Raw genomic sequence first — 14,336 nt, 5'->3', positions numbered from 1 at the left:
AGAACTTTCATGGCTGCTATTACCGCCAAGATGGTCGGCGACCTGCGCGCCAAGACCGACGCGCCGATGATGGAGTGCAAGAAGGCACTGACCGAGGCTGACGGCGACATGGTGCGTGCGGAGGAAATCCTGCGCGTCAAGCTCGGCAACAAGGCCGGCAAGGCCGCTTCCCGCGTGACGGCCGAAGGCGTCATCGCCGCGTCCGTGTCCGGCAACACCGGCGCGCTGGTCGAAGTCAACTGCGAGACCGACTTCGTCTCGAAGAACGACAGCTTCCTGTCCTTCGTGCAGTCGTGCGCCGACCTGATCGTCGCGCACAACCCGGCCGACGTGGCTGCGCTGTCGGCGCTGCCGCTGGTGATGGGCGATTTCGGCCCGACCGTCGAGGACGTCCGCAAGGGCCTGATCGGCAAGATCGGCGAGAACATGTCGATCCGCCGCTTCAAGCGCTACGCCGACGGCGGCCTGCTGGCCCATTACCTGCACGGCGTGCGTATCGGCGTGATGGTCGAGTACACCGGCGACGCCGTGGCGGCCAAGGATGCAGCGATGCACATCGCCGCCATGAAGCCGGTGGCCCTGTCGTCCGCCGACGTGCCGGCTGCGCTGATCGAAGTCGAGCGCCGTGTGGCGACTGAAAAGGCGGCCGAATCGGGCAAGCCGGCCGACATCGTCGTCAAGATGGTCGAAGGCTCGGTGCAGAAGTACCTCAAGGAGGTCTCGCTGCTCGACCAGGTGTTCGTGAAGGCAGCGGACGGCAAGCAGACCGTTGGCCAGTACTTCAAGAGCACCGGCACCACGCCCGCAGGCTTCACGATGTTCATCGTCGGCGAAGGCATCGAGAAGAAGCAGGACGACTTCGCTGCCGAAGTGGCTGCGCAAGTCGCTGCCGCCAAGGGTCTGTGATCGTCCTGCTCTAAACTCGCGATCGCCATTTTTCTGTTTCGAGGTCACTGCATGCCCGCTTACAAACGCATCCTTCTCAAGTTGTCCGGTGAAGCCCTGATGGGTGACGATGCCTATGGCATCAACCGCGCCACCATCGTGCGCATGGTGCGCGAGGTGCAGGAAATCACCCAGCTGGGATGTGAAGTGGCGGTGGTGATCGGCGGCGGAAACATCTTTCGCGGTGTCGCAGGCGGCGCGGTCGGCATGGACCGCGCCACCGCCGACTACATGGGCATGCTGGCGACTGTGATGAACGCGCTGGCCCTGTCCGACACGATGCGCCAGGAAGGCATGACCGCCCGTGTCATGTCCGCCCTGAGCATCGACCAGGTCGTCGAGCCCTATGTGCGCCCCAAGGCGCTCCAGTATCTGGAAGAGGGCAAGGTCGTCATCTTTGCAGGCGGCACCGGCAATCCCTTCTTCACCACCGACACGGCCGCCGCGCTGCGCGGCGCCGAGATCGGTGCCCAGATCGTGCTGAAGGCGACCAAGGTGGACGGCGTCTACACGGCCGACCCCAAGAAGGACCCGACGGCCACCCGCTACGCGACCCTGACCTTCGACGAGGCCATCGGCCGCAACCTGGCGGTGCTGGATGCGACGGCGTTTGCGCTGTGCCGTGACCAGAACCTGCCGATCAAGGTATTCTCGATCTTCAAGCCGGGCGCCCTCAAGCGCGTCGTCATGGGTGAAGACGAAGGAACGCTGGTCCACGTCTGACGGCGTCCGGGACCCAGCAGGAGCACCACGATGAGCATTGCCGACATCAAGAAAAACGCCGAAGCCAAGATGGCCAAGTCCATCGAGTCCTTCAAGAACGAACTGCAGAAGATCCGCACTGGCCGCGCCCACCCGGGCATCCTGGACCAGGTGCAGGTCGAGTACTACGGCTCGATGCTGCCGATCAGCCAGGTGGCCAATGTGTCGCTGATCGACGCCCGCACCATCAGCGTGCAGCCGTGGGAAAAGAGCATGGCCAAGCCGATCGAGAAGGCCATCCGCGAGTCGGACCTGGGCCTGAATCCGTCGTCGCTGGGCGAACTGATCCGCGTGCCGATGCCCGCACTCACCGAAGAGCGCCGCCGTGACCTGACCAAGGTCGTGCGCAACGCCGGGGAAGATGCCCGCATCGCCGTGCGCAACCTGCGCCGCGACGGCAATGACCAGGCCAAGCGCCTGCTCAAGGACAAGCTGATCTCCGAAGACGAAGAGCGCCGCTCGGTGGACGACGTGCAGAAACTGACCGACCGCGTGATCTCCGAGATCGACCGGCTGGTCGCGGCCAAGGAAGTCGAGATCCTGGCCGTCTGAGCCAGCACTCGCACGCCATGTTCCTACCGAACGATTTCACCGGACCCGAGGCAGGCTGCCGTGGCTGACAACGCGAACCGGATTCCCCGCCACGTTGCTGTCGTGATGGACGGCAACGGGCGCTGGGCCAACAAGCGGCTGATGCCGCGCATCGTCGGCCACAAGTACGGCGTGGATGCGCTCATCAAGGCCATCAACACCTGCGCCGACCGCGGGATCGAATTCCTGACGGTCTTCGCCTTTTCTTCCGAGAACTGGAAACGCCCCGAGGACGAGGTCTCCGGCCTGATGAACCTGGTGCTGACGGCGGTGGCCAAGTACCTGGCGCGTCTGTCGGACATCGGCGTGCGCATCCAGATCATCGGCGACCGCGCGGCGGTGTCCGAGAAGGTGCGCTCTGCCTGGGAACACGCCGAGCGGGTGACCGCCGGCAACACCCGCATCACCCTGTCGGTGGCCTTCAACTACGGTGGCCGCTGGGACATCGTGCAGGCCTGCCAGCGTGCGGTGGCCGATGGCGCGCGCGCCGAGCAGATCGACGAGGCGCTGCTGTCGAAGTACATGGCGCTGGCCTACGCGCCCGATCCGGACCTGTTCATCCGCACGGGAGGCGAGGTCCGCATCTCCAACTTCCTGCTCTGGCAGGTGGCGTACTCGGAGCTGTACTTCACCGACTGCCTGTGGCCCGACTTCGACGCTGCCGAGATCGACAAGGCCCTGGCCGACTACGCCGCCCGCGATCGCCGCTACGGTGGCGTGAAAACCGACATCTCGGCCAGCGGGCAGAAGATCACCCTGGCGCCCGACGCCTGACCTCTCCGCCCCCATGCTCAAACAGCGCATCATCACCGCAGTGCTCATGCTGCTGGTGCTACTTCCAGCGCTGTTCGCGCAGGCCGTCTGGCCCTTTGCCCTGCTGACGCTGGTGATGATCGCCGCGGCCGGCTGGGAATGGGCCCGGCTGAATGGCTTCCCCGGTGTCTCTGCGTTGCTCACGGGTGGTGTCGTGGCCGCAGGCTCGGCGCTGCTCTGGCAGGCTGGCTGGATCGGCCACACGCCGGGCGCGCTGTGGGTGCTGGCGATGCTGGTCTGGGTGCTGGGCGGTGCGCTGGTGCTTGGTCGGGGTGTGGACGCCTGGCAGCACGTGCCCCGCGTGCTTCGCCTGGTGGGCGGCGTGCTGCTGCTCTGGCTGGCCTGGCTGGCCATCGCGGAGGGCAAGGCACGCGGCCTGAACTTCCTGCTCTCGGTGTTCTGTCTGGTCTGGATGGCCGACATCGCTGCCTACTTCAGTGGCCGCGCCTTCGGCCGCCGCAAGCTGGCCCCGGCGATCAGCCCCGGCAAGAGCTGGGAGGGTGTCTACGGCGGCATGGCCGGTGTCCTGCTGCTGGCGCTGGCCTGGATCGCCTTGGATCAACGCGGACTCGCCGACAGCGCGAGTCTTTACACGCTGCTGCTGCAACGCTGGGGCTGGGCCGGTTTGCTGGTGTCCTGCCTGTTCCTGTCGAGTCTGAGCGTCGTCGGTGATCTCTTCGAGTCGCTGGTGAAGCGCAGTGCCGGCGCCAAGGACAGCAGCGCCTTGCTGCCCGGTCACGGCGGCGTGCTGGACCGCATCGACGCGCTCCTGCCCGTGTGTCCGCTGGCACTAGCCCTGGTACTTTCATGACCTTTTCTGTTCCCGCCGCTTCCGCTTCCTCCGGCACGCCGCGCCAGCGCGTGACGGTGCTCGGTTCGACCGGCTCCATCGGCACCAGCACGCTGGACGTGCTCTCGCGCCACCCCGATCGCTACGAGGTGTTCGCGCTCAGCGCGCACAGCCGCGTCGAGGAGCTGGCCGAGCAGTGCCGCGTCTGGCGCCCGCGTTTTGCGGTGCTGCCGACCGCCGAACTCGGCCGCGCACTCGTTGATCGCCTGCGCACGCTCGGCGTGTCGACCGAGGTGCTTGTCGGCCCGGCCGCGCTGGAAGAGGTCGCATCCCATCCGGACGTGGACAGCGTGATGGCCGCCATCGTCGGTGCTGCCGGCTTGCCGCCGTGTCTGGCCGCTGCCCGCGCTGGCAAGCGCCTGCTGCTGGCCAATAAGGAAGCACTCGTCGTCGGCGGCGAGCTGTTCATGCGCGCTGTGCGCGAGGGCGGGGCGCAGCTGCTGCCGATCGACAGCGAGCATTCCGCCATCTTCCAGTGCCTGCCCGAAGACCGCAGCACCTGGGCGCAGCGCATCGACCACATCGTGCTGACGGCGTCCGGTGGCCCGTTCCGCGACCGCGATCCGAAGACCCTGCGTGACGTGACGCCGGACCAGGCCTGCGCGCATCCCAACTGGGTCATGGGCCGCAAGATCTCGGTCGACTCGGCCACGATGATGAACAAGGCGCTCGAAGTCATCGAGGCGCGCTGGCTGTTCGACCTGACCCCGCGCCAGGTGAAGGTGGTGATCCACCCGCAGAGCATCATCCATTCGATGGTGGTCTGCCGCGACGCCTCGGTGCTGGCGCAGCTCGGCACGCCTGACATGCGCGTGCCGATCGCCTACGGGCTGTCGTGGCCGGCGCGGATCGAGTCGGGTGCTTCGCAGCTCGATTTCCTGACACTCAAGCCGCTGACCTTCGAGCCGGCCGACGCCGAGCGCTTCCCTGGGCTGCAACTGGCCTGGGCCGCGCTGGAGGGCCCACCCGGCAGCACCGCCGTGCTGAATGCGGCCAACGAGATCGCTGTCGAGGCCTTTCTGGAGCAGCGCCTGCGCTTCGACCAGATCCACGCCGTCAATGCCGAGACGCTGGCGCGCATCGCTGTTCCGGCGGATGCGACGGCGTCAGTGGCAGGTCTGCTCTATCTGGATGGCTCTGCCCGCCGTCTGGCCGCTGAACTTGTCGGGCGCCACGGCGTCTGACCCGGCATGAACACGCTGCTGGCTTTTCTCGTTACCCTCGGGGTGCTGATCGTCGTCCACGAGTGGGGCCACTTCCGGGTGGCACGCGCGTGCGGTGTCAAGGTGCTGAAGTTCTCGATCGGGTTCGGTCCGACCCTCTGGAAGCGGCAGATCGGCGAGACCGAATGGGCCATCAGCGCGCTGCCGCTGGGTGGTTTCGTGCGGATGCTCGACGAGCGCGAAGGGCCGGTCGCGCCTGAGGAACTGCATCGCGCGTTCAACCGCAAGTCGCTGCTGCAGCGCTCTGCCGTGGTCGCGGCTGGCCCGGTGGCCAACCTGGTACTGGCGGTGCTGCTGTACGCGGCCTCGTCGTGGCTGGGCACGCTGGAGCCGCGTGCCGTGATCGGCGCGCCCGCCGCCGGCAGTCTGGCTGAAGTCGCGGGCCTCCAGGCGGGGCAGTGGGTGCGCCGCTGGTCGCCGGCCGATTCGGAACAGTGGGCGGACGTGGTCTCGCTCACCGATCTGCGCTGGCAGCTCACGCGGGCAGCGCTCGACGACCGCGATTTGCGGCTGGAAGTGACCAGCATCGATGGTGGCCGTCGCCGCGAGGTCATGCTGCCGCTGTCCGGTCTGGAAGCCAGCGAGGCCGATGCGGAGTTGGTGCGTCGCATCGGGCTGGTGTCGGCCTATTCGGAACCAGTGCTCGGAGAGATCAAGCCGGGTGGTCCGGCAGACCGCGCCGGGCTGCAAGCCGGTGACCGGGTGCTGCGGGTGGACGGACACGACGTCGTCGATGCGACCAGCCTGCGGGCGCAAATCAGGGCCTCGGGTGCCCAGGCGGATCCGGTGGCGCAGTCCTGGCAGATCGAGCGCGCCGGGCGTTCGATGGCCATCGAGATCCGGCCGGTGCGTGTCGAGGACCAGGGGTTGCAGATCGGCCGCATCGAGGCCGTTGTCGGCAGCCGGCCACAAACGGACCTCATCACGTTGGGATTCGCTGAAGGTCTGGCGCAGGGCGTGGTGCGGACCTGGGACATGTCGGTGATGTCGCTGCGCATGTTCGGCCGCATGGTGATCGGCCAGGCCTCGCTCAAGAATCTCAGTGGTCCGCTCACGATTGCCGACTATGCTGGGCAGTCTGCGGAGCTTGGGCTGGCCTACTACCTCGGCTTTCTCGCGGTGGTCAGTGTCAGTCTTGGCGTTCTGAACCTGCTCCCGCTGCCCATGCTCGACGGTGGGCACCTCCTGTATTATCTGATCGAGGGTGCCATCGGTCGGCCGATCTCCGACCTCTGGACCGCCAGATTGCAACGTGGCGGTTTCATGGTGATCCTGCTCATGATGTCGCTCGCCCTCTACAACGATGTGGCCCGTTACCTGGGCCTGCACTGACCGCATGCGCGTACCCGCCTACCACTTCGCTCTCTCTTCCCGTGCCTGTGCCGTTGCGGTGCTGGTGGCGTCCGCGGCTCTGCCCGCTCTGGCTGTCCAGCCCTTCGTGATCAAGGACATCCGTGTCGAGGGTCTGCAGCGGACCGAGGCCGGCACCGTGTTCGCCGCCCTGCCGTTCCGCGTGGGCGACACGTACAGCGACGAGAAAGGAGCTGCCGCCCTGCGCGCGCTGTTCGCCACCGGGCTGTTCAAGGACGTGCGCATCGAGGTCGAGTCGCAGGTCGCTGTCGTGGTCGTCGAGGAGCGCGCGGTCATCGCCAGCGTCGACTTCACCGGCACCAAGGAGTTCGACCGCGAGACGCTGATCAAGGCGCTCAAGGACATCGGCGTCGGCGAGGGCCAGCCCTTCGACAAGGCCCTGGCCGACCGCGCCGAGCAGGAACTCAAGCGCCAGTACCTGACCCGCAGCCTCTACGGCGCCGAGGTGGTCACGACCATCACGCCGGTGGACCGCAACCGCGTCAACGTCACGTTCGCCGTGAGCGAAGGCGGTGTGGCGCGCATCCGCGACATCCACATCACCGGCAACGAGGCGTTCTCCGAGGGCACGCTGCTCGGTCAGCTCGACCTGACCACGGGCGGCATGATGACCTGGTACACCAAGAGCGACCGCTACGCCCGCACCAAGCTCAACGCCGACCAGGAAACGCTGCGTGCGTGGTACCTGAACCGCGGCTACCTCGAATTCAACGTCGAATCGACGCAGGTGGCGATCTCTCCGGACAAGCAGGACATCTCGATCACCATCAACATCAAGGAAGGCCAGCGCTACACCGTCACCGGCGTGAAGCTCAGCGGTGATTTCCTGGGCAAGGAAGAAGAGTTCAAGCAGCTGGTGAAGATCCGTCCGGGCGAGCCCTACCGCGCCGAAGACGTGGCCACCACCCAGAAGGCCTTCACCGACCGCTACGGCCTGTTCGGCTACGCCTTCGCCAAGGTGGAACTGGTGCCCCAGATCGACCGCAATACCGGTCGCGTGCAGATCGTGCTGAACGGTGATCCGGGTCGCCGCGTCTATGTGCGCCGCATCAATGTGTCGGGCAACACCCGCACCCGCGATGAAGTCATCCGCCGTGAACTGCGCCAGTTCGAATCTGCCTGGTATGACAGCCAGCGCATCAAGCTCTCGCGCGACCGGGTCGACCGCCTGGGCTACTTCAGCGAAGTCGATGTCGACACCAGCGAAGTGCCCGGTACCTTCGACCAGGTGGACCTGACGATCAACGTCAAGGAAAAGCCCACGGGCAGCCTGATGGTCGGTGCGAACTTCTCCAGCGCGGACAAGTTCTCCTTCACCGGCTCGATCAAGCAGGACAACGTGTTCGGCTCCGGCAACTACCTGGGCATCGAGGTCAACACCAGCAAGTCGGCCCGCACGCTGGTGCTGTCGAGCGTCGATCCCTATTTCACCCGCGACGGCATCTCGCGCTCGCTGGACGTCTACTACCGCACCAACAAGCCGCTCAACAGCCAGGGCGAGGCCTACGAGCTGGTCACGCCGGGCGCTGGCGTGCGTTTCGGTGTGCCGTTCTCGGACTACGACACCGTCTACTTCGGCGTCGGTGCCGAGCGCACCAGCATCAAGTCGGCCACCGCGCTGCCGGAAAACTTCTACCGCTACCGCGCCACCTACGGGCAGTCGAGCACATCGTTCCCGCTCACCCTGGGCTGGCAGCGCGACGGCCGCGACAGCGCCCTGGTGCCGACCAACGGTCGTTACCAGCGGATCAATCTGGAGTGGGGCGCCTTCGGCGACACGCGCTACCTGCGCAGCAACTACCAGCTGCAGCAGTACTTCCCGATCAGCAAGAAGCTCACGCTCGGCCTGAACGCTGAAATTGGCCACGGCATCGGCCTCGGCGGCCGCGCCTTCCCGATCTTCAAGAACTTCTACGGCGGCGGCCTCGGCACCGTGCGGGCGTTCGACCAGAATTCGATGGGTCCGGTGGACGTGACGGGCGCCTACCTCGGTGGCACCAAGCGCATCAACCTCAACAGCGAACTCTATTTCCCCTTCCCGGGCACCGGCAACGACCGGACGCTGCGCTTCTTCGGCTATTTCGACGCGGGCAACGTCTGGGGCGACAACGAGACCCCGACCATCGCGTCCTTCCGCACGTCGGCCGGTCTGGGCCTGTCCTGGATCTCGCCGGTCGGTCCGCTCAAACTCAGCTGGGGTCAGCCCATCCGCAAGTTTGCTCAGGATAGAATCCAACGCTTCCAGTTCCAGATCGGTACCGCATTCTGATGATGACTTCCTTCATACGTCCGTTGACTGCCAAGACCCTGCTCGCTCTCACCACCAGCGTGGTTGCCCTTGCTGCGCTGCTGGCGTCTCCCGCAGTTTCGGCGCAGGAATTCAAGATCGGCTATGTCAACAGCGACCGCATGCTGCGCGATGCGGCCCCGGCCAAGGCTGCGCAGGCCAAGTTGGAAGTTGAATTCGGCAAGCGCGAGAAAGACCTCAACGACGCCGCCGCCCGCCTGAAGACCGCTGCCGACAAGTTCGAGAAGGAGCAGGTCACCCTGGCCGAATCCGAGCGTGGCCGCCGCCAGCGGGACCTGGTCGAGCAGGAGCGTGACCTGCAGCGCAAGCGCCGCGAGTTCCAGGAAGACCTGAACCAGCGCAAGAATGAAGAGCTGTCGTCCGTGGTCGAGCGCGCCAACCGCGTCATCAAGCAGATCTTCGACGCAGAAAAGTACGACCTGATCCTGCAGGATCCGGTGGTCTTCGCCGGTCCCCGCGTGGACATCACCGACAAGGTGATCAAGGCGCTCAACGCCGCGCCCCCGCCGACCAAGTGAGCCCCGTCTTCTCCGTGCGTCTGCACGAGGTGCAGGCGGCCCTCGGGGGAGATCTGGTCTCGAACGACGGCACCGATTCGCTCGGTGACCGACTGATCCACCGCATCGGCCCGCTCGACAGCGCCGATGCCACCACGGTCAGCTTCCTGTCGAACCCGCGCTACCGCAGCCAGTTGCAGGACACGGCCGCGGGCTGCGTCATCGTGGCCCCGGCGGTGCAGGACGGCGTCCGGGCTGGTTGTGTCGCGCTGGTCACGCCCGATCCCTACCTCTATTTCGCGCGCCTGACCCAGTGGTGGGCAGCCCGCACGCGCGCGGCCGCTCCGGTGGGCGTGCATCCCAGCGCCGTTGTGGCACTGGATGCTGTCCTTGGAGAGGGTATTTCCATCGGACCGCTGGCGGTGGTGGAGTCTGGTGCGGTGATCGGCCGCAACGCGGTGGTTGGCGCCCACGCTTTTGTGGGTGCCGGCGTAGAGATTGGCGAAGGCAGCCGTCTGGCGCCCCGCGTGACGCTGATGCCAGGCACCCGCCTCGGCGCGCGCTGCCTGCTGCACAGCGGTGTTGTCATCGGTGCCGATGGGTTCGGCTTCGCGCCCACCCAGGGTCGCTGGGAAAAGATCGAACAGCTTGGCGGCGTGGCGGTGGGCGATGACGTCGAAATCGGTGCGAACACCTGCATCGACCGCGGCGCCCTCGACGACACCGTCATCGGCACCGGCGTCAAGCTCGACAACCTGATCCAGATCGGCCACAACGTGCAGATCGGCGACCACAGCGCGATGGCGGGCTGCGTCGGCGTGGCCGGCAGCGCACGGATCGGCAGCGGCTGCACGGTGGGTGGCGGCGCGATCGTGCTGGGCCACCTGGCACTGGCCGACGGCGTGCACATCTCCGCCGCCAGCGTCGTGATGCGCTCGATTTCCAAGCCAGGGCAGTACAGCGGGGTCTTCCCGCTCGACGACAACGCCGCGTGGGAGAAGAATGCCGCCACGCTGCGGCAACTGCACACCTTGCGCGACCGCCTGCGCGCTCTCGAAAAGAAGATGACACCATGACCACGACGCACAACCTGACCGTTGACACCACCGAGACGCCTGCTCCTGTCCTGCTCAAGATGGACATCCACCAGATCCTCAAGAAGCTGCCGCACCGCTATCCGATCCTGCTGGTCGACCGCGTGCTGGAGATCGAGCTGGGCAAGCGCATCAAGGCGCTGAAGAACGTGTCGATCAACGAGCCGATCTTCCAGGGTCACTTCCCGCACCGCCCGGTGATGCCGGGCGTGATGATCCTCGAAGCGCTGGCGCAGGCGTCGGCGCTGCTGTCCTTCGCGACCATGGGCGAGGACCCGGGCGAGGACACGGTGGTGTATTTCGCAGGCATCGACGGCGCGCGGTTCAAGCGTCCGGTCGAGCCGGGTGACCAGCTCATCCTCGAATCGACGCTGGAGCGTGCCAAGGGCGGCATCTTCAAGTACAAGGCCCGCGCCACGGTCAACGGCGAACTGGCCACTGAGGCCGAGCTGATGTGCACGATGCGCAAGATCGTCTCCTGAGTCGGGCCAGCGGCGCATGAGCAGCATCCACCCCACCGCGATCGTCGACCCTGCAGCCCGGCTGCACCCCTCGGTCGAGGTCGGTCCGTATTCGATCATCGGCGCCCACGTCACGCTGGGCGAGGGCAGCCGCGTCGGTCCGCACTGCGTGATCGACGGCCACACCACGATCGGCCGCGACAACCGCTTCTATCCCTTCTGCTCGATCGGCTCCGATCCGCAGGACAAGAAGTACGCGGGCGAGCCGACCCGGCTGGAGATCGGTGACGGCAACACCTTCCGCGAATCCTGCACCGTGTCCACCGGCACGACGCAGGACGAAGGCGTCACCCGCATCGGCGACGACAACTGGCTCATGGCCTACGTCCACATCGCCCACGACTGCCGCATCGGCAGCCACACCATCATGGCCAACGTGACCACGCTGGCCGGCCATGTGCACGTGGGCGACTGGGCCATCATCGGCGGCCTGACCGGCATCCACCAGTTCAGCCGCGTCGGTGCCCACGCGATGGCCGGCTTTGCTTCGCGCATCGCGCAGGACGTGCCGCCGTTTGTCATGGTCGCCGGCAACCCCTGCGAAGCCCATGGCTTCAACCAGGAAGGCCTCAAGCGCCGCGGTTTCAGCGCGGAGCGCATCGCAGTCGTCAAGCAGATGTACCGTGCCATCTACCGCAAGAGCCTCACGCTCGACGCCGCCAGGGGCGAGATCGAGGCCTTGCTGGGCACGGTGCCGGACGCGGACGGCGAGGTGCGGCTGATGCTGGACTTCCTGTCCAACGCGCCCCGCGGCATCGTCCGCTGAGCGCCTGATGCGATGAGCACGACCGATCCGCGCCTGGCGCTGGTGGCTGGCGAGGCGTCCGGCGACCTGCTGGCCGGGCTGCTGCTGGGTGGCCTGAAGCAGCGCTGGCCCGAGCTGCAGTCCGCGGGCATTGGCGGGCCGCAGATGAAGCGCCACGGCTTCGATGCCTGGTGGCCCTACGACCTGCTGGCCGTGCACGGCTACAGCTTCGAGCTGCTCTGGCGGCTGCGTCGCCTGTTCGCGATGCGCACGGAGCTGGGTGACCGCCTGCTGCGTGAGCGTCCGGAGGCGTTCATCGGTGTCGATGCGCCCGACTTCAACTTGGGCCTCGAAACCCGCCTGAAGCAGGCCGGCATCAAGACCATCCATTTCGTCAGCCCGTCGATCTGGGCGTGGCGCGGCAACCGCATCCACAAGATCCGCGCCGCCGTGGACCACGTGCTGTGCCTGTTTCCCTTCGAACCGGAGCTGTACCAGCGCGCCGGCATCGCCGCCACCTACGTGGGCCATCCGCTGGCGGACGCGATCCCGATGGACGTGCCGCGTGACGCCTCCCGTGCGGCGCTGGGTCTGGCCGACGAGGCGACCGTGATCGCCTTGCTGCCGGGCAGCCGCCGCAGCGAGATCCGCTACATCCTGCCGAGCCTGCTGGGCGCGGCGGCTCTGCTGACCAAGCAGCGGCCCGCGTTGAAGTTCGTGCTGCCCGCCATGCGCGGTGTGCGGGACCTGATCGATCCGCTGGTGGCAAAGTTTGCTGGCCAGATCGACCTGCAGGTGATCGACGGCCGTTCGCACGAGGCACTGGCCGCCTGCGACCTGACGCTGATCGCCAGCGGCACCGCCACGCTCGAAGCCGCCCTGTTCAAGCGCCCGATGGTCATCACCTACAACATGCACTGGCTGTCCTGGCTGCGCATGAAGGGCATGGCCTACCAGCCGTGGGTGGGGCTGCCGAACATCCTGGCGCGCGGCTTTGTCGTGCCGGAACTGCTGCAGGACTCCTGCACGCCCGAGGCGCTGGCCCAGGCCGCCGAACAGTGGCTGGACAGCCCCGCGCGCTGCGAGGGCGTGCGCCAGCGTTTCACCGAACTGCACCACCTGCTGCGCCAGGACACGGCGCGACGAGCCACCGATGCCATCGCGCAAGTCCTCGGCCGCTGAGCCTGTCCGCTTCATCAGCGAGCAGTTCGCGCTGAGCTTCGACCGCCCCGGCCTGATCGCGGGCGTGGACGAGGCCGGCCGCGGGCCACTCGCGGGTCCAGTGGTGGCGGCAGCGGTGATCCTCGACGACCTGCAGCCCATCGCCGGCCTGGCCGACTCGAAGGTGCTCACGGCCAAGCGGCGCGAACGGCTCTTCGACGAGATCCGCGCCAAGGCGCTGGCCTGCTGCATCGCCGAGGCCACGGTCGAGGAGATCGACCAGCTCAACATCCTGCACGCGACGATGCTGGCGATGCGCCGCGCCGTCGAAGGCCTGCGGCTGCGCCCGGTCAAGGTGCTGGTCGACGGCAACCGCATCCCGACGCTGCGCATCCCCGCCGAGGCCATCGTCAAGGGCGATTCCAAGGTGCAGGCCATCTCGGCCGCGTCGATCCTGGCCAAGGTCCACCGCGACCGGCTCTGCGCCGAACTGCATCTGCGCTATCCCCAATACGCCTTCGACGTCCACAAGGGCTACCCGACCGCGGCCCACCTCAGCCTGCTGCGCGAACACGGCCCCTGCGACCAGCACCGCCGCTCCTACGCGCCCGTGCGCGCCGCGGCCTTGCTGCACCCATCCCCGATCCAGCCCCTGATTCCGAACCCGACCCGATGAAAGAACCTCGCCACATCACCTCCCGCAGCAGCCCGCTGGTCAAGGACCTGCGCCGGCTCGCCCAGGAGCCGGGCGCCTACCGCAAGCTCGGTCTCGTCTGGCTGGAGGGCGATCACCTGTGCCGGGCGTTCCTGGCGCGGGGCGGGCGGCCACGGCAGGCCGTGATTGGTGCGAGTGCATGGCTGCAACCCGGACCGCGCGAGCTGGCGCTGAAGGCGGACGAGATCAGCGTGCTCGACGACAGCCTGCTGCCCGAAGTCAGCTCGCTGGAGTCGCCCGCACCGGTCGGTTTCCTGATCGACGGTCCGGCCAAGGGGCAGGCGCCGCTGGCGGGCGTGGCCACGGTGGTGCTCGACCGCCTGCAGGACCCGGGCAACGTCGGCACCATCCTGCGCAGTGCCGCGGCACTCGGCGTGAAGCAGGTGCTGACGATGAAGGGCAGCGCCGGCCTGTGGTCGCCCAAGGTGCTGCGCGCGGGCATGGGCGCGCACTTCGCCTTGCATCTGGTCGAGGGCGTGATCGTCAGCGAACTCGATTCGCTGGGCATCACCCTCATCGCCACCAGCTCGCACGCCGCCCAGGCGCTGCACGAGCTGACCCTGCCCGCGCCCTGCGCCTGGGTCTTCGGCCATGAAGGGCAGGGCGTCGCCGAGCCGCTGATGCAGCGCTGCGGGCTGACGGTGCGCATTCCGCAGCCGGGCGGCGAGGAGTCGCTCAACGTGGCGGCAGCGACCGCCATCTGCCTCTACGAATCGGCGCGGCAGGCGCTGTAAGCCGAC

General features: G+C 67.1%; 15 protein-coding genes. All 15 read left to right on the top strand.

Annotated features, from left to right (window positions below; genetic code table 11):
* Positions 1-9: 9 nt before the first annotated feature.
* Genes tsf through AABN02_RS00980 form a run of 15 tightly spaced genes read left to right on the top strand, consistent with a single transcriptional unit; the run spans position 10 to position 14,330 of the window.
* Entirely contained in the window at positions 10-906 is an 897-nt protein-coding gene (gene tsf, locus AABN02_RS01050) for a translation elongation factor Ts (RefSeq protein WP_338413067.1), read from the top strand.
* Between the two features lie 51 nt (positions 907-957).
* Entirely contained in the window at positions 958-1,668 is a 711-nt protein-coding gene (pyrH, locus tag AABN02_RS01045) for a UMP kinase (protein ID WP_293998698.1), read from the top strand.
* Positions 1,669-1,698: 30 nt separating this feature from the next.
* A complete protein-coding gene (gene frr, locus AABN02_RS01040; RefSeq protein ID WP_338413066.1) occupies positions 1,699-2,259 on the top strand; it encodes a ribosome recycling factor in 561 nt (186 codons plus the stop codon).
* A gap of 60 nt (positions 2,260-2,319) precedes the next feature.
* Positions 2,320-3,072 (top strand): polyprenyl diphosphate synthase, encoded by a 753-nt coding sequence (gene uppS, locus AABN02_RS01035; protein ID WP_338413065.1) that lies wholly within the window; start codon positions 2,320-2,322, stop codon positions 3,070-3,072.
* 13 nt (positions 3,073-3,085) lie between these two features.
* Positions 3,086-3,922: a phosphatidate cytidylyltransferase gene (locus AABN02_RS01030; RefSeq protein ID WP_338413064.1), complete on the top strand. Its 837-nt coding sequence runs from the start codon at positions 3,086-3,088 to the stop codon at positions 3,920-3,922.
* Entirely contained in the window at positions 3,919-5,145 is a 1,227-nt protein-coding gene (locus tag AABN02_RS01025) for a 1-deoxy-D-xylulose-5-phosphate reductoisomerase (RefSeq protein ID WP_338413063.1), read from the top strand. The genes AABN02_RS01030 and AABN02_RS01025 overlap by 4 nt, the downstream gene beginning before the upstream one ends.
* Before the next feature lie 6 nt (positions 5,146-5,151).
* A complete protein-coding gene (gene rseP / locus AABN02_RS01020; RefSeq protein WP_338413062.1) occupies positions 5,152-6,516 on the top strand; it encodes an RIP metalloprotease RseP in 1,365 nt (454 codons plus the stop codon).
* Between the two features lie 4 nt (positions 6,517-6,520).
* Positions 6,521-8,824, top strand: coding sequence for an outer membrane protein assembly factor BamA (gene bamA / locus AABN02_RS01015; RefSeq protein ID WP_338413061.1), 2,304 nt, complete (start codon positions 6,521-6,523; stop codon positions 8,822-8,824).
* A gap of 2 nt (positions 8,825-8,826) precedes the next feature.
* A complete protein-coding gene (locus AABN02_RS01010) occupies positions 8,827-9,381 on the top strand; it encodes an OmpH family outer membrane protein (protein ID WP_338413060.1) in 555 nt (184 codons plus the stop codon).
* Positions 9,378-10,436, top strand: a complete 1,059-nt coding sequence (lpxD, locus tag AABN02_RS01005) for a UDP-3-O-(3-hydroxymyristoyl)glucosamine N-acyltransferase (RefSeq protein WP_338413059.1) — start codon at positions 9,378-9,380, stop codon at positions 10,434-10,436. The genes AABN02_RS01010 and lpxD overlap by 4 nt, the downstream gene beginning before the upstream one ends.
* A gap of 59 nt (positions 10,437-10,495) precedes the next feature.
* On the top strand, positions 10,496-10,936 hold the full coding sequence (gene fabZ, locus AABN02_RS01000) for a 3-hydroxyacyl-ACP dehydratase FabZ (protein WP_338413213.1): 441 nt from the start codon (positions 10,496-10,498) through the stop codon (positions 10,934-10,936).
* Between the two features lie 16 nt (positions 10,937-10,952).
* The gene (lpxA, locus tag AABN02_RS00995; protein ID WP_338413058.1) at positions 10,953-11,741 is read left to right on the top strand and encodes an acyl-ACP--UDP-N-acetylglucosamine O-acyltransferase; all 789 of its coding nucleotides are present in this window, start codon (positions 10,953-10,955) and stop codon (positions 11,739-11,741) included.
* A 12-nt stretch (positions 11,742-11,753) separates the two neighbouring features.
* Entirely contained in the window at positions 11,754-12,902 is a 1,149-nt protein-coding gene (gene lpxB, locus AABN02_RS00990) for a lipid-A-disaccharide synthase (RefSeq protein WP_338413057.1), read from the top strand.
* On the top strand, positions 12,874-13,557 hold the full coding sequence (gene rnhB / locus AABN02_RS00985) for a ribonuclease HII (protein ID WP_338413056.1): 684 nt from the start codon (positions 12,874-12,876) through the stop codon (positions 13,555-13,557). Before lpxB ends, rnhB begins: the two co-directional genes overlap by 29 nt.
* Positions 13,554-14,330, top strand: coding sequence for an RNA methyltransferase (locus AABN02_RS00980; protein ID WP_338413055.1), 777 nt, complete (start codon positions 13,554-13,556; stop codon positions 14,328-14,330). Before rnhB ends, AABN02_RS00980 begins: the two co-directional genes overlap by 4 nt.
* Positions 14,331-14,336: the final 6 nt, after the last annotated feature.

It is taken from the genome of uncultured Sphaerotilus sp. (assembly GCF_963924895.1).
Taxonomy (GTDB): domain Bacteria; phylum Pseudomonadota; class Gammaproteobacteria; order Burkholderiales; family Burkholderiaceae_C; genus Sphaerotilus.
Note: the sequence above shows the minus strand (reverse complement) of the source record. Positions and strands in the feature narration are given on the sequence as shown.

What these genes read in the sequence shown, in the direction of transcription:
- tsf (WP_338413067.1), top strand. Translation starts at nt 10, where the DNA reads ATGGCTGCTATTACCGCCAAGATGGTCGGCGACCTGCGCGCCAAGACC.
- pyrH (WP_293998698.1), top strand. Translation starts at nt 958, where the DNA reads ATGCCCGCTTACAAACGCATCCTTCTCAAGTTGTCCGGTGAAGCCCTG.
- frr (WP_338413066.1), top strand. Translation starts at nt 1,699, where the DNA reads ATGAGCATTGCCGACATCAAGAAAAACGCCGAAGCCAAGATGGCCAAG.
- AABN02_RS01030 (WP_338413064.1), top strand. Translation starts at nt 3,086, where the DNA reads ATGCTCAAACAGCGCATCATCACCGCAGTGCTCATGCTGCTGGTGCTA.
- AABN02_RS01025 (WP_338413063.1), top strand. Translation starts at nt 3,919, where the DNA reads ATGACCTTTTCTGTTCCCGCCGCTTCCGCTTCCTCCGGCACGCCGCGC.
- rseP (WP_338413062.1), top strand. Translation starts at nt 5,152, where the DNA reads ATGAACACGCTGCTGGCTTTTCTCGTTACCCTCGGGGTGCTGATCGTC.
- bamA (WP_338413061.1), top strand. Translation starts at nt 6,521, where the DNA reads ATGCGCGTACCCGCCTACCACTTCGCTCTCTCTTCCCGTGCCTGTGCC.
- AABN02_RS01010 (WP_338413060.1), top strand. Translation starts at nt 8,827, where the DNA reads ATGACTTCCTTCATACGTCCGTTGACTGCCAAGACCCTGCTCGCTCTC.
- fabZ (WP_338413213.1), top strand. Translation starts at nt 10,496, where the DNA reads ATGGACATCCACCAGATCCTCAAGAAGCTGCCGCACCGCTATCCGATC.
- lpxA (WP_338413058.1), top strand. Translation starts at nt 10,953, where the DNA reads ATGAGCAGCATCCACCCCACCGCGATCGTCGACCCTGCAGCCCGGCTG.
- lpxB (WP_338413057.1), top strand. Translation starts at nt 11,754, where the DNA reads ATGAGCACGACCGATCCGCGCCTGGCGCTGGTGGCTGGCGAGGCGTCC.
- rnhB (WP_338413056.1), top strand. Translation starts at nt 12,874, where the DNA reads ATGCCATCGCGCAAGTCCTCGGCCGCTGAGCCTGTCCGCTTCATCAGC.
- AABN02_RS00980 (WP_338413055.1), top strand. Translation starts at nt 13,554, where the DNA reads ATGAAAGAACCTCGCCACATCACCTCCCGCAGCAGCCCGCTGGTCAAG.